The 20661-nt window shown below is 68.5% G+C and carries 19 protein-coding genes and 1 pseudogene; 8 read left to right on the plus strand and 12 right to left on the minus strand.

What is annotated here, in order from left to right; genetic code table 11:
- The first annotated feature begins 202 nt into the window (after nucleotides 1-202).
- The 3 genes from A5714_RS12125 to A5714_RS12135 all read left to right on the plus strand — a co-directional run bounded on the left by A5714_RS12125 (nucleotide 203) and on the right by A5714_RS12135 (nucleotide 2897).
- Entirely contained in the window at nucleotides 203-541 is a 339-nt protein-coding gene (locus A5714_RS12125) for a hypothetical protein (RefSeq protein ID WP_068285467.1), read from the plus strand.
- An 88-nt stretch (nucleotides 542-629) separates the two neighbouring features.
- Nucleotides 630-1958: a UDP-glucose/GDP-mannose dehydrogenase family protein gene (locus A5714_RS12130; protein ID WP_068285469.1), complete on the plus strand. Its 1329-nt coding sequence runs from the start codon at nucleotides 630-632 to the stop codon at nucleotides 1956-1958.
- A 210-nt stretch (nucleotides 1959-2168) separates the two neighbouring features.
- Nucleotides 2169-2897 (plus strand): SDR family oxidoreductase, encoded by a 729-nt coding sequence (locus A5714_RS12135; protein WP_068285470.1) that lies wholly within the window; start codon nucleotides 2169-2171, stop codon nucleotides 2895-2897.
- A gap of 25 nt (nucleotides 2898-2922) precedes the next feature.
- Here the strand turns inward: A5714_RS12135 and A5714_RS12140 are convergent, their stop codons facing one another.
- Nucleotides 2923-4365 carry an acyl-CoA dehydrogenase family protein gene (locus A5714_RS12140; protein ID WP_197513661.1) on the minus strand — a complete coding sequence of 481 codons (1443 nt, stop codon included), beginning with the start codon at nucleotides 4363-4365 and terminating at the stop codon, nucleotides 2923-2925.
- On the opposite strand from A5714_RS12140, the gene A5714_RS26625 reads away from it, so the two are divergent.
- A complete protein-coding gene (locus A5714_RS26625) occupies nucleotides 4333-4650 on the plus strand; it encodes a helix-turn-helix domain-containing protein (RefSeq protein WP_197513664.1) in 318 nt (105 codons plus the stop codon). The two genes, A5714_RS12140 and A5714_RS26625, sit on opposite strands and share 33 nt — an antisense overlap.
- 45 nt (nucleotides 4651-4695) lie before the next feature.
- Here the strand turns inward: A5714_RS26625 and A5714_RS12150 are convergent, their stop codons facing one another.
- Nucleotides 4696-5652: a LysR family transcriptional regulator gene (locus A5714_RS12150; protein WP_304528506.1), complete on the minus strand. Its 957-nt coding sequence runs from the start codon at nucleotides 5650-5652 to the stop codon at nucleotides 4696-4698.
- 243 nt (nucleotides 5653-5895) lie between these two features.
- Here A5714_RS12150 and A5714_RS12155 point away from each other — a divergent pair, with 243 nt between their 5' ends.
- From A5714_RS12155 to rfbA, 3 genes are read left to right on the plus strand one after another with little or no spacing between them, the layout of a single operon-like run.
- Nucleotides 5896-6651, plus strand: coding sequence for a maleylpyruvate isomerase family mycothiol-dependent enzyme (locus A5714_RS12155; protein WP_068285473.1), 756 nt, complete (start codon nucleotides 5896-5898; stop codon nucleotides 6649-6651).
- A gap of 29 nt (nucleotides 6652-6680) precedes the next feature.
- Entirely contained in the window at nucleotides 6681-7037 is a 357-nt protein-coding gene (locus A5714_RS12160) for a nuclear transport factor 2 family protein (RefSeq protein ID WP_068285487.1), read from the plus strand.
- A 28-nt stretch (nucleotides 7038-7065) separates the two neighbouring features.
- On the plus strand, nucleotides 7066-7938 hold the full coding sequence (gene rfbA, locus A5714_RS12165; protein ID WP_068071271.1) for a glucose-1-phosphate thymidylyltransferase RfbA: 873 nt from the start codon (nucleotides 7066-7068) through the stop codon (nucleotides 7936-7938).
- Here rfbA and A5714_RS12170 read toward each other — a convergent pair.
- The 9 genes and pseudogenes from A5714_RS12170 to A5714_RS12205 all read right to left on the minus strand — a co-directional run bounded on the left by A5714_RS12170 (nucleotide 7883) and on the right by A5714_RS12205 (nucleotide 19513).
- On the minus strand, nucleotides 7883-9145 hold the full coding sequence (locus tag A5714_RS12170) for a YibE/F family protein (RefSeq protein ID WP_068285490.1): 1263 nt from the start codon (nucleotides 9143-9145) through the stop codon (nucleotides 7883-7885). The two genes, rfbA and A5714_RS12170, sit on opposite strands and share 56 nt — an antisense overlap.
- Before the next feature lie 35 nt (nucleotides 9146-9180).
- Nucleotides 9181-10470 (minus strand): pyridoxal phosphate-dependent aminotransferase, encoded by a 1290-nt coding sequence (locus A5714_RS12175; RefSeq protein WP_068285475.1) that lies wholly within the window; start codon nucleotides 10468-10470, stop codon nucleotides 9181-9183.
- A 32-nt stretch (nucleotides 10471-10502) separates the two neighbouring features.
- Nucleotides 10503-13655, minus strand: a complete 3153-nt coding sequence (locus A5714_RS12180; RefSeq protein ID WP_068285478.1) for a heterodisulfide reductase-related iron-sulfur binding cluster — start codon at nucleotides 13653-13655, stop codon at nucleotides 10503-10505.
- A gap of 271 nt (nucleotides 13656-13926) precedes the next feature.
- Nucleotides 13927-15630: an Hsp70 family protein gene (locus A5714_RS12185; RefSeq protein WP_068285480.1), complete on the minus strand. Its 1704-nt coding sequence runs from the start codon at nucleotides 15628-15630 to the stop codon at nucleotides 13927-13929.
- Between the two features lie 128 nt (nucleotides 15631-15758).
- Nucleotides 15759-16304 (minus strand): hypothetical protein, encoded by a 546-nt coding sequence (locus A5714_RS12190; protein ID WP_068285481.1) that lies wholly within the window; start codon nucleotides 16302-16304, stop codon nucleotides 15759-15761.
- Nucleotides 16305-16588: 284 nt separating this feature from the next.
- Nucleotides 16589-17317, minus strand: coding sequence for a hypothetical protein (locus A5714_RS12195; protein WP_068071261.1), 729 nt, complete (start codon nucleotides 17315-17317; stop codon nucleotides 16589-16591).
- On the minus strand, nucleotides 17317-17880 hold the full coding sequence (locus A5714_RS25360; protein WP_082959708.1) for an LpqN/LpqT family lipoprotein: 564 nt from the start codon (nucleotides 17878-17880) through the stop codon (nucleotides 17317-17319). The genes A5714_RS12195 and A5714_RS25360 overlap by 1 nt, the downstream gene beginning before the upstream one ends.
- 615 nt (nucleotides 17881-18495) lie before the next feature.
- Nucleotides 18496-19146, minus strand: a pseudogene (locus A5714_RS27625) (hypothetical protein); the annotation flags it as partial.
- 154 nt (nucleotides 19147-19300) lie between these two features.
- The gene (locus A5714_RS12205; protein WP_068071257.1) at nucleotides 19301-19513 is read right to left on the minus strand and encodes a DUF3072 domain-containing protein; all 213 of its coding nucleotides are present in this window, start codon (nucleotides 19511-19513) and stop codon (nucleotides 19301-19303) included.
- Between the two features lie 130 nt (nucleotides 19514-19643).
- Here A5714_RS12205 and A5714_RS12210 point away from each other — a divergent pair, with 130 nt between their 5' ends.
- The gene (locus A5714_RS12210; protein ID WP_068285491.1) at nucleotides 19644-20261 is read left to right on the plus strand and encodes a class I SAM-dependent methyltransferase; all 618 of its coding nucleotides are present in this window, start codon (nucleotides 19644-19646) and stop codon (nucleotides 20259-20261) included.
- Here the strand turns inward: A5714_RS12210 and A5714_RS12215 are convergent.
- On the minus strand, nucleotides 20258-20661 hold a 404-nt coding region (locus A5714_RS12215; protein ID WP_068204607.1), incomplete at its 5' end, for a hypothetical protein. The genes A5714_RS12210 and A5714_RS12215 overlap by 4 nt on opposite strands.

Genomic DNA, 20661 nt, shown 5'->3' on the forward strand with positions numbered 1-20661 from the left:
CGGGATGCCACTGGTTTTCATCAGGTCACCGACCAGCGCGTCGACCACGGCGACGGCTTCGTCGATGCGCCCGGCGGTGGTGGCTTCGGACCGGAGCCGCACGGCAGCCCCCGCGCCCGCTCCCGAGGCGGCCCCGGCTCCGGCGCCCGAGGCTCCGGCTCCCGCGCCCGCTCCCGCACCGGAAGCGCCGGCACCCGTTCCGGTGCCCGAGGCGCCGGCTCCCGCGCCCATCCCCGTCCCGGCGGCGCCGGTCCCCGCGCCGGTGGCGCCGGCGCCCGCACCGCCCCCGGTGGCGCCCGTGCCCGTGCCGATTCCGCTGCCGATCCCCGGCATCGGCGGAATCCCGGGCATCGGTGGCCCCGGCTTCGGTCCGCCCGGCGGTGGATACGGCCCCGGGCCGCATGGCGGCGGCGGATACGGGCCGCCCGGCGGTGGTGGCTTCGGACCGGAGCCGCATGGCGGCGGCGGTTTCCCCGGCTTCCCGGGTGGCGGCGGTCACGGCGGCTTCGGCGGCGGTCACGGCGGGTTCGGCCGGCGTTAGCCTGCCGCGAGCCATCTGTCATCTGTAGTTCGCCTCCCGCTCAACCGCGCGAAGCGGTCAGCTCACGCCGGAGACCTAAATTGGTGCTATGCGTTGCACCGTCTTTGGCACCGGTTATCTGGGCGCCACGCACGCCGTCGGGATGGCGGAGCTGGGTCACGAGGTCATCGGGGTCGACATCGATCCTGGCAAGGTCGCCAAGCTCGCCGGGGGTGACATCCCCTTTTACGAGCCCGGGCTGCGCAAGCTGCTGACCGAGAACCTCGCGGCGGGTCGGTTGCGTTTCACCACCGACTACGAGGTGGCGGCCGACTTCGCCGACGTGCACTTCCTGGGTGTCGGGACGCCGCAGAAGAAGGGTGAGTACGGCGCCGACCTGAGCCACGTGTACGCCGTGGTCGACGCGCTGGTGCCGCGGCTGAGCAGGCCGGCGGTGCTGGTAGGCAAGTCGACCGTGCCGGTGGGCACGGCGGCCGAGCTGCAGCACCGGGCGGCCGCACTGGCCCCGCGCGGGGTCGACGTCGAGATCGCCTGGAACCCGGAGTTTCTGCGCGAGGGCTACGCCGTGCACGACACGCTGCATCCCGACCGCATTGTGCTTGGCGTGCAACAGGATTCGCTGCGGGCCGAGGCCGCGGTGCGGGAGCTCTACGCGCAGCTGCTCGCCGACGGGGTGCCTTTCCTGGTGACCGACCTGCAGACCGCCGAGCTGGTCAAGGTCTCCGCCAACGCCTTTCTGGCGACCAAGATCTCGTTCATCAACGCCATCTCCGAGGTGTGCGAAGCCGCCGGCGCCGACGTCGGCCTGCTGGCCGATGCGCTCGGCTATGACCCGCGCATCGGACGCCAATTCCTCAACGCCGGTTTGGGATTCGGCGGCGGCTGCCTGCCGAAGGACATCCGCGCGTTCATGGCGCGCGCCGGCGAGCTCGGGGCCGACCAGGCGCTGACCTTCCTGCGCGAGGTGGACAGCATCAACATGCGCCGGCGCAGCCGGATGGTCGAGCTCGCCACGACGGCGTGCGGCGGTTCGTTGCTGGGCGCCAACATCGCCGTGCTCGGCGCGGCGTTCAAGCCCGAATCCGACGACGTCCGCGACTCACCCGCCCTCAACGTGGCCGGCCAGCTGCAGCTCAACGGCGCCGCGGTCAACGTCTACGACCCGAAGGCGCTGGACAACGCGCAACGGGTGTTCCCGACCCTGAATTACGCGGCGTCGGTCGAGGAGGCCTGCGACCGCGCGGACGCGGTCCTGGTCCTGACCGAGTGGCGGCAATTCGTCGACCTCGACCCCGACGTCTTGGCCGACCGGGTGCGGGCCCGCATCGTCGTTGACGGGCGCAACTGCCTGGACGCCGCCCGGTGGACGCAGGCGGGCTGGCGGGTGTTCCGCCTCGGCGCACCGCGCCCGGAGTAGGCGCTTTCCAGCCCACCGCGCCCGGGCGGTCGTTCCGGCGCGTGTCCGGATCCGATCGACATCTGCCTCGTCTGATCCTGGCCGCCGCGGGCGTCATCGCGCAGGATCGCGGGGTGACATCATCAACAGCACGTCGGACACGCGCGCCCGCCGAGGGTTCCGACACCCGCCAACCGGCGAGACGCCCATCGCCGCGGCGATCGGCCTGGCATGACTGACCGGGTGGTCCTGATCGTCGGCGGCGCCGGTGGAATCGGTTGCGCCACCGCGAAAGTCATGGCAGCGCGCGGTGCCCGCATCATCTTGGCGGACATCGACGCTGCGCGGCTCAACTCGGTGGTGGCCTCCTTGGCTTCCGCCGGCGCCCTGGTCCGAGGGTACGAGGTCGACGTACGTAAGCGCCCCGAAGTGGCCGCGCTGATCGACACGGTCGTCGAAGAATTCGGCCGCCTGGACGTCATGATCAACGCTGCCGGAGTGATGTACATGCGGCCCCTCACCGAGCTCAACACCGACGAGTGGGATCACTCCATCGACCTGAATCTCAAGGGCACGCTGTGGAGCATCGCCGCGGCGCTGCCGGTGCTGCTGGCTCAACGGTCCGGTCACATCGTCACGCTGGGCTCGATCCACGGGCTGAAAGTGATGGCGGGGGGCGCCGTGCATTCGGCGTCCAAGTTCGCCGTGCGGGCGTTTAGCGAAGGCCTTCGCGCCGAACTCGCGCACCACGGCGTGCGGGTGACCACGGTGATGCCGGGCGCGGTGGCCACCGGAATGGAAACCAAGACCACCGGAACCGAGCGAGAGCGGCTGCGAGACATCTACGCCAACGCCATCCCGCCGGCCGCCGTCGCGAACGCCATCGCCTACGCGGTCGAACAGCCCGCGGCCGTGTCGGTGAACGAAGTGGTGATCCGACCGACGGTGCAACAGATCTGACGGTCAGCAGAGCTGCTCGGTCGATTCAGATGGTCGGGCTGATCCGTTCGTTGACACCGACCAGTGTCTTGCCGTAGATCTCGTAGCCCACGGTGGGCTGCAACCCGGCGTGGCGGGCCAGCATATTGGCATCACGCCAATACTGCTGCAGCACAGTGGATTCCGCGAAGCTGCCGGCGCCGTGAACGCTCACCAGAATGGTCAGAGCGTCGACGACCTGCTGGGCTGCGTAACCGATGCGCGCCCTGATCTCGGCCCGGCCGGGGTAGTCGACGGCGAGGTCCCTTGCGGCGGCGGTGTCCAACGCCGCGGCCATCTCGTAGGCGTGCATCCGCGCGGTCCGGATCATCAGCGCTGCCTGAGCCAGCTGGATCTGCAGGCCCGCGGAGTCGCTTTGCCGAGGATAGAGCGTGTTCGACAACGGCTTGCTCGATGCCCGAGCCGCGACGAAATCCAACGCCCCCTTCGCCATCCCAAGCAGCGGCCCCAACATCGTCAGCGTGCCAAGAGCCGTGAAAGGCATCCGGTGCATGGTTTCCAGCTGAGACGACGGTGCGCAATGCCCCAGGCGTTCGAAGGCCAGGGTCCGGTATTCGGGCACATACAGGTCGTGAGCGACCAAGGTATCGCTGCCGGTGCCGCGCATACCGATGGTGCGCCAGGTCTTTTCGACCTTGAGCTCGGACGCGGGCACGCAGCACAGCAGTCTTTCCGACGCCCCGCCCGTCTCGGCGGTGACACCGAACACCGTCCAGTCGGCGTGTTGGGCACCCGAGCAGTACGGCCACCGTCCCGAGATCCGCAGGCCCCGATGTTCCCGTCGTGCCGAACCGGGCGTCGTCGAACCGGCGAAACGCGCGTCCGGGTTGGCACCGAAGATCTCGTGTTGGCACTGCGGGGTGAACTGGCCCGCGAGCCAGCTGCCGATGGCGTTGATGATCACCGACCACGCGGCGGATCCGTCCGCTTCGGCGAGTGTTTCGCCGACGCGGAGCACCGTGACCGCGTCAACGGCGTGACCGTCGAAACGCTTCGGCGTGAGTAACCGGTACATACCTTCGCGCAGCAGCGCCTCAGCGACAGCGTCGGGCAACCGGCGCAAGGTCTCGCCGCTCGAAACCTGCTCTCGCAGCAGAGTTTGCAGCCCACGCGCTCGGTCGCGCATTGGTCCTTCGCGTCGGTGCTGGCCGCCAAACACCCGCGGATACAGGTCGATCCCGCGGTGCTGTACGTCGACGACGGTGAGGTGATTACCAGCGCGGGAACCGCTGCTGGGCTGGACGCGTGCATTCACGTGGTCGCTCGGTTCTGGGGTGTCAGGGCCGCCACCGCGATTGCGCGCCGCATGGCCGCACCGCCGCAACGATCCGGGGCAGAGGCCCAACTCATTTCCGAGGAACTTCGGTTCGGTGATGATGGCACCGATGTCAGCGAGATGACGGAGTACATCGTCCGCAACCTGGACCAACAGATCGACATCACGAAACTGGCGGCGCGATACCAGTTGAGTCGCCGCTCATTTGACCGGCGCTTCAGGGCCGCGACGGGGCTGTCTCCGTTGCAATGGATTCTGCACCAACGCATTCTGCGCGCACGGCACCTGCTCGAAGACACGGACCTGACCGTCGAGGCGATCGCACACCAGATCGGGTTGTCCAAAGCGGTCTCCCTGCGGCCGCTTTTTCACCGCGTCGTCGGCGTCAGCCCCCATAGCTATCGCGCCACGTTCCGTACCGGTTCCGGCGAAGATTGACAGCTGCGCGTGCACCGCGGCAGCGGCTGGCCACCGCCGCGGTTGTCAGACTGCCGCACTGCGGTGCAACCGATGGTAGGGATCATCGTTCGGAAGCCATTGCGATTCGGCGGAATAATCGATCGGAGTCGCGTTTTGCGTGAGAGCGTCCACTAAGGCGAGCACTGCCGGTCGGTCGTCGTCGCAGCGTCGCACGAGCGTCCACGTCCACAGCGGCGACGGGTTCACGACGCGCCGCAGCGACATGTTGTGCGGCAACACATCCGCCCGTGCCTTGGGAGCACTGAGCACCGGGCAGCCCAGGCGTTGTACGTGCTCGAAGAACCTGCGGCCGACGACGCCCCCGTCCCGGATGAAGACGACCCGCGCACCGGTGCGGTCCGCGAACTCCGCGGCGTAACCGTTCCAGGCCGACCAGCTCACCGCGTCCTCGTCGATCAACACCGCGGTGTCTTCGGCGCACACCGGCCGCCCGTCACTTCCGGGCGAAACCGCTTGCAGCGGCTCGGTTTCCGCGAGTTGCCCGACGAGCCCCGCCGCGCCCAGGTCGGCGGCTGTCACGTGGCACAGCGCCACATCCAGCGTGCCGGTCGCCACGCGGGTGACCTGTGCGGGTGAGGGCATCACCCACGCATCGAAGACCACGGGGGCGACGGCACCGATCAGGTCCGCCCACCCCGGCGGAAGCTGCTGCACCAAGCCGAAACGGACAGGATCTGTACCTGCCATGCCGATCGCCCGTCTGCGTAAGTCATCGGCCTGGGCAAGCAGCGCGCGGGCGTGGGGGAGCAGGTGGGCCCCGATCGGGGTGAGACTGACCGCGTGTTGATTGCGTTCGAACAGTCGCACCTTGAGGTCCCGTTCGAGCGCCTTGATCTGCTGGGACAGCGACGGTCCGGCGATCCTGAGGCGTTGGGCGGCTCGTCCGAAATTGTTCTCGTCGGCCACGGCGACGAAATACCGCAATTGGCGCAAATTCAGGCTGCGTACGGGATGTGGCAAGGCGCCCCGGCTACCTGTCCCGCCCGAGGCACGGCTGCGCCGCCGAGGGCGCTCCGAACTTCGGCGCCGGCGTGTGGCCACCAATCATGCTGTGACCGTACTGAACTGAGCCGCGACACTGCAGATCAGATTGGGACACCATCGGATCGAATCGCGCCGCGGGAGACCCGCGGCGGTCGGGGAACTCATTTCGACCACAACCGGACCCGTACCGTGGCGGCGCCCGCCGAGTAGCCTGAGCGGGTGGACTTCGCCGATGCGTTCGTAGAGGAGAACCGCGCGTTCGCGCAGCAGTTCCGCGAGGTCGACGACTCGCTTCCCGTGCCAACCTGCCCGGGATGGACCATGGGCCAACTGTTGCGCCACGTCGGGCGCGGCGACCGGTGGGCGGCGCAGATCGTGCGCGACCGGCTCGACAGCTTCCTCGACCCCCGCGCGGTGGAAGGCGGCAAGCCGCCGGCCGACCCCGCCGACGCGGAGTCCTGGCTGCACGGCGGTGCGCAGCGGCTCATCGACGCGGTGGAACACACGGGCGCTGAAACGCCCGTGTGGACGTTTCTCGGGCCGCGCCCCGCGGGCTGGTGGATCCGGCGCCGCCTGCACGAGGCGGCCGTCCACCGCGCGGACGCGACGATCGCGCTCGGCAGCGGGTACGCGCTGCGCGCCGAGGTGGCCGCCGACGGGATCACCGAGTGGCTGGAACGGGTGGCCATTCAGGCAGGCGCCCAAGGGGCCCCGCTGCCGCTCGAGGACGGCGACACGCTGCACCTGCACGCCACCGACCCGGGCCTCGGCGAGGCGGGCGAATGGACGGCCCGCGTCGACCGCGGGCGGATCGCCTGGTCACACGAGCACGGCAAGGGCACCGTCGCGCTGCGCGGCGGGGCCACCGAGCTGTTGCTGGCCATCCTGCGCCGCACACCGCTCGACGAGACCGGCATCCAACTCTTCGGCGACGAGGGCGTGTGGCGGACCTGGTTGGACCGTACCCCCCTCTAGCCGCCGGGCCGCACGGTAATTTGCACACCATGACCACATCGGAAGTCGCGACCGTCCTGGCATGGCATGACGCGCTCAACGCCGCCGACATCGAGACGCTGGTGTCGTTGTCCAGCGACGACATCGAGATCGGCGACGCCCACGGCGCCGCGCAAGGCCACCAGGCGCTGCGCGACTGGGCCACGTCGCGGCGGGTGAGCGCGCAACTGGGCCGGCTCTACGTGCACGACGGTGTCGTCGTCGCCGAACGCAGCGGCCCGGACCCGACGAGCGACGCGTTGGCCTTCCGCGTCGTGCACGACCACGTCACGTCGGTGTTCCGGCACCAAGACCTGGCCGCGGCGCTGGCCGCCACCGAACTCACCGAGTCCGACGTCATCGATTAGCACCCGACCGGGGCAGTAGGAGCCACTCATGCGGGGAATCATCTTGGCCGGCGGGTCGGGCACCCGCCTGCATCCGATCACCACGGGCATCAGCAAGCAGCTGCTGCCCGTCTACGACAAACCGATGATCTACTACCCGTTGTCCACCCTGATGATGGCGGGGATCCAAGACATCCTGGTCATCACCACACCCCACGACGCGCCCGGCTTCCAGCGGCTCTTGGGCGACGGCTCGCAGTTCGGGGTGAACCTCACCTACGTGACCCAGGAACGGCCCGACGGCCTGGCCCAGGCGTTCGTCCTGGGTGCTGACCACATCGGCACCGATTCGGTGGCATTGGTGTTGGGCGACAACATCTTCTACGGGCCGGGCCTGGGCACCAACCTGAGCCGCTTCCAGAACATCGACGGGGGAGCGGTTTTCGCCTACTGGGTGGCCAACCCGTCGGCCTACGGTGTCGTCGAGTTCAGTGCCGACGGCATGGCGCTCTCGCTCGAGGAGAAACCCCAGACGCCGAAATCGAACTACGCCGTGCCCGGACTGTATTTCTACGACAACGACGTCATCGAGATCGCGAAGGGTCTGAAGAAGTCGGCTCGCGGCGAATACGAGATCACCGAGGTCAACCAGATCTACCTCAACCGCGGCCGGCTGGCGGTCGAGGTGCTGGCCCGCGGAACGGCGTGGCTCGACACCGGCACTTTCGACTCCCTGCTCGACGCCAGCGATTTCGTCCGCACGCTCGAGCGGCGGCAGGGCCTGAAGGTCAGCGTCCCCGAGGAAGTGGCGTGGCGGCGGGGATGGATCAGCGACCAGCAGCTCGCCGAGCGCGCGCAGACCCTGCTCAAGTCCGGCTATGGAGGGTATCTGCTGGATCTGCTGGAACGGAGCCGCTTCTAGCAGGTCGGGCCAGCACGGCGGCGATCGCCGTCGTCAACGGCACCGACAGCGCCAGGGCGACCCCACCGACCGCCGACCGGGCGATCTCGATGGCCACGCTCTCACTGGTCAGCACGTCGGTCAGCGAGCGGTTGGCGACGCTGAACAGCAGCAGCAGCGGTAGCGAACTGCCCGCATAGGCCAACACCAGGGTGTACACCGTGCTGGCGATGTGATCGCGGCCCACGCGAATGGCGCCCAGGAAGACCGCCCGGCGCGAGCCGCCCAGGTGCGCCAGCTCGAACACCGTGGAGGCCTGCGTCACCGTGACATCGTTGAGCACGCCCAGCGAGCCGATGATGAAGCCGGCCAGCAGCAGCCCGCTGATCGACACGCTGCCCAGGTAGGCGCTGACGGTGGAGTTCTGTTCGTCCGACAACCCCGTCAGGTGCGCCAATTCTACTGCGGCCCAAGATAATCCGGCCGCAAGCAGGAGCGCCGACAGGGTGCCGAGCAGCGCGGCGCTGGTGCGCAGGTTGACGCCGTGCGCCAGGTAGATGACGGCGTAGAGGATGGCGGCCGACGCCACCAGCGCCACCGGCACCGCCGGCGCGCCGTGGCGCAGCGCCGGCAGCAGAAAAACCACTAGCACCAAGAAGGCGACCACGATGCCCACCAGCGCGAGCAGCCCGCGCCACCGCGCCACCACCACGATCACCACCGCGAACGCGACCGCCAATGCGACCAGGGACCAGCCCCGCTCGAAGTCGTAGAAGGCGTAGCTGGTGGCGCCCTGGTCGTCGACCTGCCGGACGAGCCGGACGCGATCGGCCGCCGCGAATTTCGGCTGGCCGGGGCCGGGCGAGGACTCCAGCAAGGTGGTGGCACCGGCGTTCGGCCCGGAGTCGATGGCCACCAGGGTCAGCACGCAGCGCCCCGCTCCGGGAGGGGCGGGCTGCGGCGCGGTGGTGAGGACCTGGCTCACCGACGGGCTGCCGCAGTCGCCCAGCCCGCTGGACACCACGTGCCCGGCCTGCGTGCTGACGGCGCCGCCGGCCGCGTTCTGCAGCGGCATCGGGATGTCGACGTGTTGGCGGCTGGGCCACAACAGGACGGCGCCGGCCGCGACGGCCACTCCGATCGCGATCAGCAGCCCGACGACGATACGGGCGGGCAGCGGGTCGACGGCGGCGGGGCCGGACAGGCTGTGCGAGTGCGAGTGCGTCACCCGGTCCACCGTAGAGGCGCCGGCTGCGAGGACGCTTACTGGCGATAGCTCACCAGGAAGTTGCCCAGCCGCTCGATCGCGGCCGCCAAGTCGCGGGCCCAGGGCAGCGTCACGATGCGCAGGTGATCCGGTGCCGGCCAGTTGAATCCGGTGCCCTGGGTGACCAGGATCTTCTCCGACAGCAGCAGCTCCAGGACCAGCTGTTCGTCGTCGCTGATGTCGTACACCTCGGGATCCAGGCGCGGGAACGCGTACAGGGCGCCCTGCGGTTTGACGCAGGACACCCCCGGAATCGCGTTGAGTTTCTCCCAGGCGACGTCGCGCTGCTCGAGCAGCCGGCCGCCCGGCAGCACCAGGTCGTCGATGCTCTGGTGGCCGCCGAGCGCCACCTGAATCGCGTGCTGGGCGGGGACGTTCGGGCACAGCCGCATGTTGGCCAGCAGGTTGATGCCTTCGATGAAGCTGCTGGCGTGGTCGGTGGGGCCGGTGATGGCGAGCCAGCCGGCGCGGTAGCCGGCGACCCGGTAGGCCTTCGACAGCCCGTTGAAGGTCAGGCACAGCATGTCGGGCGCCAGGGTGGCCACGTTGATGTGCTTGGCGTCGTCGTAGAGGATCTTGTCGTAGATCTCGTCGGCCAGCAGCAGCAGTTCGTGCTTGCGCGCCAACTCGACCATTTGGGTGAGGATTTCGCGGCCGTAGACCGCGCCGGTCGGGTTGTTGGGGTTGATCACCACCAGCGCCTTGGTGCGCGGGGTGATCTTCGATTCCATGTCGGCGATGTCGGGCTGCCACCCCTGGGTCTCGTCGCAGAGGTAGTGCACCGGCGTGCCCCCGGCGAGCGACGTCGACGCCGTCCACAGCGGGTAGTCCGGCGACGGGATCAGCACCTCGTCGCCGTTGTCGAGCAGGGCCTGCAGGGTCATCGTGATCAGCTCGGACACGCCGTTGCCCAGGTAGACGTCGTCCACGTCGAAGCGGGGGAAACCCTCCACCAGCTCGTAGCGGGTGACTACCGCCCGGCGCGCCGGCAGGATGCCTTGCGAGTCCGAGTACCCCTGCGCGTACGGCAGCGCCTGGATCATGTCGCGCATGATCACGTCGGGCGCGTCGAAACCGAACGGCGCCGGGTTGCCGATGTTGAGCTTGAGGATGCGGTGACCCTCGGCCTCCAAACGCGCGGCCTGCGCGTGCACCGGCCCACGGATCTCGTACAGGACGTCCTGAAGCTTGGACGACTGCGCGAACGTACGCTGCCGCTGATGGGCGGACGCGTGCAGAGGCAGTTGGTGAGTGGTCACGCCGTCAATGGTGCCACCGTTGTCCACTGAAATTCGCCGACTAGCGTCAAATCCCCAGCTCAGCGCTTACCCGGTGGCCGGGCGCCGCGCGCGATGCCCAGGCCCTTGACCGGCGGTCCCGACGGCGCCTGATCGCCGTTCGCCGACTTGGACTTGTTGTCGTCCGGCGTGGGCGCCGCACCGGCCCCGGGCTGCTCCTCCGGCGGCTTGGTGCCCTCACCGGGCGACTCTTTCGTCGGCTCCGACGCCGGCTTGGGCTCGGTGCCCGCCCCCGGCTGCTGCTCGGGCTCCGGCTTGGTCGCCTCCGCCTTCGCGGTCGCCGGGGCCGCTTTCTTTGCGCCGGGCCGCTTGGCGCCGGCCGCGATGCCCAGGCCCTTGACCGGCGCCGCGGGCGCCGCGGGTGCCGCGGGTGCGTTTGTCGCCTCCGGCTCGGCCGTGGCGCCCGACTCGGCCGGTGCTTCGGTGGCCTTGGCGGTGGGGGCCTCGGCCTTGGCGGCCGTCTTCTTGGCGCCCGGTCGCTTGGCGCCGCCGGCGATGCCCAGGCCCTTGACGGGAGCGGCCGCAGCCGCCGGCGCCTCGGCGCCCTTCGTGTCGGAGTCGGCCGGTGCTTCGGTGGCCTTCGCGGCGGGCGCCTCGGCCTTGGCGGCCGTCTTCTTGGCGCCCGGTCGCTTGGCGCCGCCCGCGATGCCCAGGCCCTTGGCGGGGGTGGCCGTCGCCTCGGACTCGGCGGGGGCCTCCGTGGCCGCGGCCTTGGCGGCCGGCGGACCGGCCTTCTTGGCGCCCGGTCGCTTGGCGCCGCCGGCGATGCCCAGGCCCTTGGCCGGAGCGGCCGGTGCGGCTGCCGTCTTCGCCGCGGGCGCGGCCGGCGCCTCCTCGGCGGGTGCCTCCTCTTCCGCCTCGACCGGAGCGGTCGCGGTGGTGGCCTTGGGTTCGGCCTTGGCGGCCTCCTCGGCGCGCTTCTCGGCTTCCTTGGCGGCCGTGCCCTTCTCGGGCAGCGTCGCCTTGTCGTAGTCGAGCGACCCGAGCAGGATCTGCGCGACGTCGAGCACCTCGACGCCGCTGCGGCCGGCCTCTTCCTGGCGGTCGTTGACACCGTCGGTCACCATCACGCGGCAGAACGGGCAGCCGGTGGCGATGGTGGCGGCGCCGGTGGCCAGCGCCTCGTCCACGCGTTCGTGGTTGATGCGCTTGCCGATGTGCTCTTCCATCCACATGCGGGCGCCGCCGGCGCCACAGCAGAAGCTGCGCTCGGCGTGCCGCGGCATCTCGGTCAGGGTGGCGCCCGCGGCCCCGATCAACTCACGGGGCGCCTCGTACACCTTGTTGTGCCGACCCAGGTAGCAGGGGTCGTGGTACGTGATGTCTTGGGACACAGGGGTCACCGGCACCAGCTTGTTATCCCGGATCAGCCGGTTGAGCAGCTGGGTGTGGTGCAGCACCGAGTAATTCGAACCCAGCTGCCGGTATTCGCGGCCCAAGGTGTTGAAGCAGTGCGGGCAGGTGACGACGATCTTGCGGTCGACGGTCTCGACGCCCTCGAACAGCCCGTCCAGGGTCTCGACGGCCTGGGCGGCCAGCTGCTGGAAGAGGAACTCGTTGCCCGAGCGGCGCGCGGAGTCGCCGTTGCAGGTCTCCCCGGTGCCGAGCACCAGGTACTTCACCCCGGCGATGGCCAGCAGCTCGGCGACGGCCTTGGTGGTCTTCTTGGCCTTGTCGTCGTAGGCGCCGGCGCAGCCGACCCAGAACAGGTACTCGAAGCCGTCGAAGCTGTCGACGTCCTCGCCGTACACCGGGACGTCGAAGTCGACCTCGTCGATCCAGCTGGTGCGGTCGCTGGCGTTCTGGCCCCACGGGTTGCCCTTGGTCTCCAGGTTCTTGAACAGCACCGAGAGCTCGGAGGGAAATTCCGACTCCATCATCACCTGGTAGCGGCGCATGTCGACGATGTGGTCGATGTGCTCGATGTCCACCGGGCACTGCTCGACGCAGGCGCCGCAGGTCACGCAGGACCACAAGACGTCGGGGTCGATGACGCCGCCCTGCTCCTCGGTGCCCACCAGCGGGCGGGTGGCCTGCTCGGGCCCCGAACCCATCACCCGGCCGAAGCCGGACTCGGGGACGTGGTGCGCCTCGGCGTGCTTTTCACCCGCCAACTTCTCGCCGAGCCCGCCTTCGGGGGTGTTCTCGGTGGGAGATTCCTTGTCGCCCAGGATGTATGGCGCCTTGGCCATCCAGTGGTCGCGCAGGTCCATGATCACGAGCTTGGGTGAGAGCGGCTTGCCGGTGTTCCAGGCCGGACACTGCGACTGACAGCGGCCGCACTCGGTACAGGTGGCGAAGTCCAGCGCCGCCTTCCAGCTGAAGTCCTCGATCTTGCCGCGGCCGAATTCCGCGTCGTCCGGCGGGTTTTCGAAGTCGATCGGCTTCCCGTCGTGCTCGAGGGGCAGCAGCGGACCCAGGCCGTTGGGCAGCCGCTTGAAGATGACGTTGATGGGCGCCGTGAAGATGTGCATGTGCTTGGAGTGCAGCACGATGATCAGGAACGCCAGCATGACCGCGATGTGGGCCAACAGGGCCGTCGTCTCGATGATCTCGTTGGCGGGCTGACCCAGCGGACGCAGGATCTTGCCGAACAGCTGGGACAGGAAGGCCCCGTTGCCGTAGGGGAGCGTGCCGTTGTTCACCGCGGCTCCGCGCACGAACACGTAGGTGAAGACGACGTTGAAGATCATGAACAGCACCAGCCAGGCACCGCCGGTGTGCGAGCCGTAGAACCGGGACGAGCGTCCGATCTCCTTCGGGCTGCGCATCAACCGGATGATGGCGAAGGTGACGATGCCCAGGAAGACGGCGGTGGCGAAGAAGTCCTGCAGGAAGCCCAGCGCGTCCCAGCGCCCGATGATCGGGATGTGGAAGTTGTCCTGAAACAGCAGGCCGTAGGCCTCGATGTAGACGGTCAGCAGGATGAAGAAGCCCCACATGGTGAAGAAGTGGGCGAGGCCGGGGATCGACCACTTCAACAGCTTGCGCTGGCCGAAGACCTCGGAGATCTCAGCCCAGACGCGCTTGCCGGGGTCGTCGGTGTGCCCAGGGGCCGGCTTGCCGGAGGTGATGAGCTTGAACAGCCACAGGACTCGGCGCGCGGCAAGTGCGGCCACGACCAGGGTCATGCCCATGCCCACTACCAGCCTGATGAGCATCTGCGTCGTCACAGAAGGTCTCCCCAATAAATAGTCACTTCGGCCTGCACTTTGTTTGCCTGCTCAGCCCCGCTCATAGTTACATCTCCCGGGCTTTGAGCGCGAGAAAGGCTGCCCTAACTCGCCGTTCATCAATGCCTCTGGCCTGCTGCGTTGAGAACCCGCCGGGGGATGTGACGTTGATCGGCGTGACCGGCGCCACCCTGTCGCCGGGTGAATGGCTCCGTTCACTGCAGCGCGAATACCCACTCCCGGAGCGAAATAGCGAACGCGTTCCGGCGCGTCAACGCCGCCACGGCGGCTCGAGACGCGGGAACAATGGCCGCTCGCGCGGCGGGGGCGGTTCCGTCGTGGTCACCTGCGCCGTGGTGGTCGGCGGGGCGCTCGTGGTGGTCGTCGTGCTGGGCGGTTCGGTGGTGCTGGCCGGCGGCGGCGCAGCGGTGGTGGTGGCCGGCGGCTCGGAGGACGGAGCCGGCGCGGGGACGACGGTGACCGTGGTGGTGTTGTCCGGGCCCGTGACGGTCACTGTTTGCGGTGTCTGCGGGGGAGCTTCGCTCGGCGCGGTGGGAGCGGGCGTGGCGGGGTGGTTGTCGGTGAGCAGGACGTTGATGGCCAGGGCCAGCGCGACCAGCACGGCCAGGACGGCGCCCGCCACCCCCAGCACCAGCGCGGTGCGTTTGTACCAGGGCAGCCCGCCACCGGCGTCGTCATAACGCTCGTCCGAGGCGTATTCGAATTCCCGGGCCTCGTTGGCGTATTCGCCCGTGGCGTCGCGGCCCGTGTAGGGAACCGGCTCGTCGGAGTCGTCGGCGTCTTCCGACCATGCGAGCGCACCATCGACGTCGGTCGCCTGGGCGGCGCGGGCGGCCTGGGTCATGTCGATCGCGCCGGCGGGCACCATTTCCGTCGGCATGTCGACGGCGGGGGCCGCGGTCGTCGGGGCGCCCGCCGCCGCTTGCGGCCCGCCCACCCCGGCGGCCGGTCCCTGACCCCCGAGCGCCGCCGCGCCGAGGGCTGCGCTGAACGCGGGTTGCGCCGCGCTGTGCACCGACACTCCGAACCGCTCCGACAAGCGCGTGTTGACCAGCGGAATGCTGGCACCACCGCCGACGGTCGCCACCGCGCTGAGTCGCTGAACGCCGTTGTGCCGCAGCGCTTCCGCGACGAAATTCAGGAGACCGTCCAGGGCCGGCCTGATCAGCTGTTCAAGCTCGGCGCGGGACAGCTGGACCTGGTCGTCCGCGGCGCGCGCCACGGTGGTGACGGTGTCGGTGGACAGCCGCTCCTTGGCCCGCCGGCATTCGCCCAGCAGCCTCGCCTGGGAGGCGATGCGTCCGCTGCTGCCGATGTCGGCCATGGTGCGGTCGGTGGCCTGCACGTGGTCGAGGAGGAGCTGATCGATTGCGTCGCCGGAGAAATCGGTGTGCCGCGTCGAGCGGCCGAGGTGGGTGAAGCTCGCCGAGGCGTCCACCAGGGTGACGGTGGTCCCGCCGGCACCGAAGTCGCACAGCGCGAGAGTGCCGTCGGAGGGGAAGCCCGGCGTGGTTCGCAGCGCCGCGAGCGCGGCCGTCGCGTCGGAGACCAGCACCGGGGCGACGCCGTCGCGTGCGAGGTCGGCTTGGGCGAAGAATTCTTCCCGCAGCGCGGTGAACTGGGCGTCGGACCAGTAAGCGGGCACCGCGATGGTGATCGGTTGACCGTAGCCGACAGTGCGGGCCATGGCCTCGATCGCTTCGACCGTCAGCACCTCACCCAGGTACTTGGTCCCGTCGGCGGCCACCAGCGGAGCCCGGTCGCCCACCCGCTCGACGAACCCCCGCAAGACCAGCCCCGGCTCACTGAGGTTGGGATTCTCTTCGGGCAGGCCGATTTCGGTGGGGCGGTTCTCGAAGAGGGTGAGCACGGAACTGCGGACCACGGGTTCCCGACCCGAGCGGGCCGCCACCAGGTGGGCAACCCCGATCGACAACCCGAGCGAGTCGCTCATATCCCGCACCTCTGTGTCAGTTGTCCTCGTTGCGGCCCCCCGGCGGTCTCACCGTAGCGACCGCGGATCCCAGCGAGTGTAGGGCGCGGCGGCGGCGACGCAACCTTGATCCGGTCGTCACCGATTCGTTAGCGCAACCCCGGCGGCACGGTGATCACCGTCGGCACCTGGGGAATGGTGATGACAGGCGGTAGCGGCGGCAGGTGATGCCGGTGCGACGGCTCCTGCGTCGACTGGTGTGTGGGCTGCTGGGACGGCTGTTGCGGCGACGGCTGGCCGGTGTCGCTCGTCGACGGTTCCGTGGTCGTGGTGGTCGTCGTGGTCGACGGAGTGCTCTCCGTGGTGGACGTGGTCGTCGTCGTGGTCGGCGTGGAGCTCGGAGTGTGGCTGGTGGCGTCTTCGCCGTGTAGCAGCTCCACGATCCCGAACACGATCAAACCGATGAGGATCAACACCACCAGCAGCCACGCGACGAGCAGCGCCGGCTTGCGGTACCACGGCGTCGGCTGCGGTTCTTCGTCGAACGGGTCGGCGCCGCGCGCGTCGATGATCTCGGTTCCCTCGAAGCCGGGATCCGGTGCATGCCCGGTGTGGGGCGGAGGTCCGCCGCGGCCGGGCTCGACGTGTTGCGTCGGCTGGTTATGGAAGTCATCGCGTGGGCCAGTGGGTGCCACGGCACCGATGGTACTGACGTGCTTCGCCGGCCCCGTGATGCCGGGCGCGTTTCGGCGCGGCGATTCGCGGCGCGCGGGACGCGTATTAACCCGTTCTCGACGGTTGAAATACAACGACGTGAGCTGTCACGTGTTCGGATCGTCGCTAGGCCGACGCGTTGATGCCTTCCCTCCAAGAATGGAGAAGCGGCGAACAAGGTGCGCACCATGCGCATCGAACGGCGTTTCATCTTCGGGCTGAAATTTGAGTGAGACGAAGCCATTACGCGTGACGGGTAAGACGGTCAGGCGGCAGCCGTTGATTTGCCGCGCAGAATTTTCTCGATCCGGTCCGACAGTTCGACGGGATCGTCGAATGCGCCGTCTCGCCAGGCGACCAGTGCGTTGAAGAGGTTGAGCGGCTGCACGGTGAGATAAAGCCCGATCAATAGCGTCGCATCGGTCGAGCCAGGTGTGTCGGGTGGTCGATGGACGATTTCCACCTGTGGCGACTTCCTGCCGGCCGCTACGTCTGCAAGCTGGAGCTTTATCGACCGGACGTCCTCGCGCCGGATGCCGGTCAAGGCGCTGCTGCGGTCTGCTGTTCGCACGATCAATGTCGTTGGGGTGATACGGAGAAGCGATCGTCGCCAAATCCACACGACGACCGCCACCATCAACGCCGAGATGCCGAGTAACGCGATTCCGCCGAAGAGTAGCCATGCTGGATAAGCAGGGGAACACCCCGCCCCGACCATGCCGACCGCCATAAGCGGGAGGAGCACCGTTGCGAAGTAGGGATTGCTCTCGTACCACGGAACGTAACGGCAGACCACCTCGTATCCAACACGGCGGACACCAACGTGGAACACCCGGCGTCTGCCCCCATAAATAATGCCGATACCGGCCACGGCGGTGCCGAGAGACAGATACCACGCCGACCCGATCAGTGCATTGACCGCAGCCAACAGGCACAGGGTTACACCGAAGGCATAACGAAGCCTCCAGGGCACTTCCGTCTTGGGGCTGACCATCACTGACCGGCTCGCGTGGCGGTGACGGGCGAAACACTGGGGTGACCGGCGGGCGTTGAAGACACCGACGGACCTGGTCGTACCTTCAACCAGATACTTGCCCGATCTACCGGTGAATTTTCGAGCGCCGTCACCGTCAGTTGTGCAATCAGAGTCCCTCGTTCGCCGTTGACGATCCGGGATCGTGACACACTCTCGATGGTGCCGAGCTCATGCGCTATCTGCATCGTGAGCATCCCCGCAGCGCCGGCGCCCTCGGCCGCTGCGAAGATTTCACGGCTCAGCTCACTTGAGTTCGGTACTGATTGCACTTGCTGTTCGGCCAGCATCGTGAACACCTCGGCGGGGTCGAGGGCTGCCTGGACATGATGCATCGTCAATACCGCGTTAGCGCAAAATGTCTTGATGCGCGGGTCGTTGCGGCAGGCCCACAGACGCACACCGGTAGCGGCACTGAGGGGATCCCAGCCCCGCGGCACGCCCACCTCCACAACGAACCCGGCGAATCGGTCGACCGGGAACACGTCGAGACAATGCGTCCCTGTGAACTCGTCGAATCGCATCGTGTTGCCTTAACCGAACCCAAACACCGATTCCACGCTATGCAGCGCACTGCCAACCGCGTGGGAAACCGGCTGCCAAGCCGCCTCGACCGCCTTTGAGGCCACCAAGCTGGCCCCCGCTCCAACAACGGCACCTGCCACGAGGCCTACTGCGGTTCCTGCCCCCGGCACAACGGAACCCAACGCCGCGCCCAACTCGGAACCGGCGACCACGCCTCCTGCCAAGCTGCCCAATCCGAGCCCAGCAGCGACCCCCACCGACTCCCGTGTGACGGCCTCGGATGCCGGGTTGCCGTCGTGCATGTCGGACAGGACGGCCGGTACCGCGCTGGCCACGGCAACCACGCCGCCGATGCGGGAGAAGCCCTTGATCTCGACGCCGCCGATCTTGGGGTCCTCCAACCACTTCAACAAGCCCGGGTCGGCTTTGCCGGGGCCGGTGCCGGGGGACTGGTCGATCAGATTGAGGGTCGTCTGGCGCACACCGTCGGCGGTGCCGCCGGCCACCGCGCCCGAACCCGCGATCAACACATCGCTCAGCGTCGGCGGCGACACGGAATGCTCGCCGGGCTTCTCCGCACCTGGCGGGCCGCCGCCCGGCGCGCCCGGCCCGGGCTGCGCACCTGGAGCTTCGGGCGCGCCGGGGGGGCCCTGCGGGGCTACGGCGTCATATCCGTCGGCGTGCAAGGCGCCCATCGCGTCCTGGAACGATTTCGAGTAACCGTCCCGCGTCGCCTGTAGCTGGCCGAGAGCGGTTCTGGTGTCGCGGATCGCGTCCTGTTCGCAGGTCTCGATGTAGGCCTCGAGCGCGTCGTAGTCGGCCTGGCTGAGGTCCTCGTCATCCTCCATCTCGTCGGCCTCACCGATCAGGTCGTCGAGGTTCTGTAGCTGGGCTTCCAGCGTGGCGATCTGCCCCGCAGCGGCCTTCTGCGCCTCGGCCAACGTCGCCGCGACGTTCTCCAGGTCCGCGCCGATCTTGGGCAACTGAAGGGATTGCGCACCAAGCGCTTTCGTCACCCGTTGGACCTCGTCGGAGTCGTTGATCGGGTGATCGCCCTGCTGATGATTCCAGGCAGCGTCGAAGCGGGTGCGAGCCTGTTCGAAAGCATGGTTGGCCTCCTGCGTGCATCGGCCTGCGCGCAGGAAAGCCTCGGCGAGACTGGAGATTTGCCCGGGATTTCCCGCCTGCAGGCTCGCATTGACCGCCCACGGGTCACCGCCGGCCGCGCCGATCAGCGACGGGATGCTGAGGTAGTGGAGTTGCATCGGGAGGTCAGCGGCTCGCCGAACTGCCGGTCAATGTCACCGCGCTCGCAGCGAAGAACAGCGGCACATCGGCACCAACAGGCATCGCCTCCCCTTCCGAGCTCGCCGGCAAGATTACTACCGGAGGCCCGACTAGCAATTCACCCGCGGCTGCTCAGCTGCCGCGCCCGGTCTTGTGTTGCAGTTCGTCGATCTTGCTGGACGCTTCGGCCTTGGTGAGGTCGTCGGGCACCTCCTCGCCCGCCTCCTGCCCGAGTGTGTGCAGGTAACTGCGTTGCGGTCCCGTCATGGGCTCGTCTCCGGTGACCCAGTCCGCCGGGTCTTTCTCCGCCGTCTCGTTCGGCGCTTGCTGCACGTTGTCGCTCATGTCGCGATCACCTCCGACAGCGGGATAACCATCGCACACACGTTCGAAACATCTGCGGGCCGAAGTTTCCGAAACGCGCCGACGGGAAATCCTGACGGCCATGAGCGCGCCCAGCCCGACGGTCAAAGAAATGAAACAGGTTGAGCGCAAGTTGTATTGGCGGCTCATTTTTCGGCGGTTGGGCGCCGGGGAGGGGTCGAGCTCCGCGGAGGAACTGCTTTACCTGGTCGGGCTTGCCAGGAGAGTCGGCGCGCGCAGGATCGCCGAGATCGGTTTCAACGCCGGATGTTCCAGCTACGCGATGCTCAGACACGTACCCCAGGCCACGGTGGTGTCTTTCGACCTGGGCGAGCACGCCTCGGTCGCGGTCAACAAGAAGTTCATCGACCGCGAGTTTCCCGGCCGGCACACGCTCGTCACCGGTGACTCGCGGCAGACGGTGCCCGCGTTCGCGGCCAACAACCCCGACGCGCGATTCGACCTGCTGTTCATCGACGGTGGGCACGACTACGACGTCGCGCACGCCGACATCGAAAACATGCGTGCGCTCGCGTCGGCGAGCACGGCGGTCGTGATGGACGACCTGGTGCCGTGGCGCTCCTACGGGGCCGGCCCGGCCAAGGCCTGGGAGGAAGCCATTGCCCGCGGGCTGGTGCGGCAGGACGAGCTGTTCCAGGACGGCGTGCGCGTTGCGAACGCCCAGCCGCCCGGCGACAGGGCCTGGGCGCTGGGGCGGTACGTGTTCTAGAAGGTGTTGACCTTCTCGACGCTGACGAACATGCCGTGGCGGGTCTTGTCGTTGGTGAAGCGGGTGCCGTCGGTGCTGGCGATGATTGTCCAGCCCAGGGCGTTATAGGTCTTGTAGTCGATCTGGACGGTCGGGATGGCACCCAAGTTGCCCAGCACCCACTGGACTCCACCGCCGGAGTTGATGCTGACGCCGTTGGCGTGCTCGCCGTCTTGCAGCGGCGAGTTGGTGAACGGCGCCTCGCAACCGACGGTGTCCTTATTGATCTGGCAGCGGGTCACGCCGGACTTGGTTTCGATGAAGACGTAACCGTTTTGGTCCGGCGGCAGCGGGATGGCCCCGGCCGGCGCGTTGGGGCCCGGCGGCACGGCGGGGCTCACCGGAGGGGCGGGAGCGGGGC

It is taken from the genome of Mycobacterium sp. E2462 (genome assembly GCF_001672685.1).
In the GTDB taxonomy this organism is placed as follows: domain Bacteria; phylum Actinomycetota; class Actinomycetes; order Mycobacteriales; family Mycobacteriaceae; genus Mycobacterium.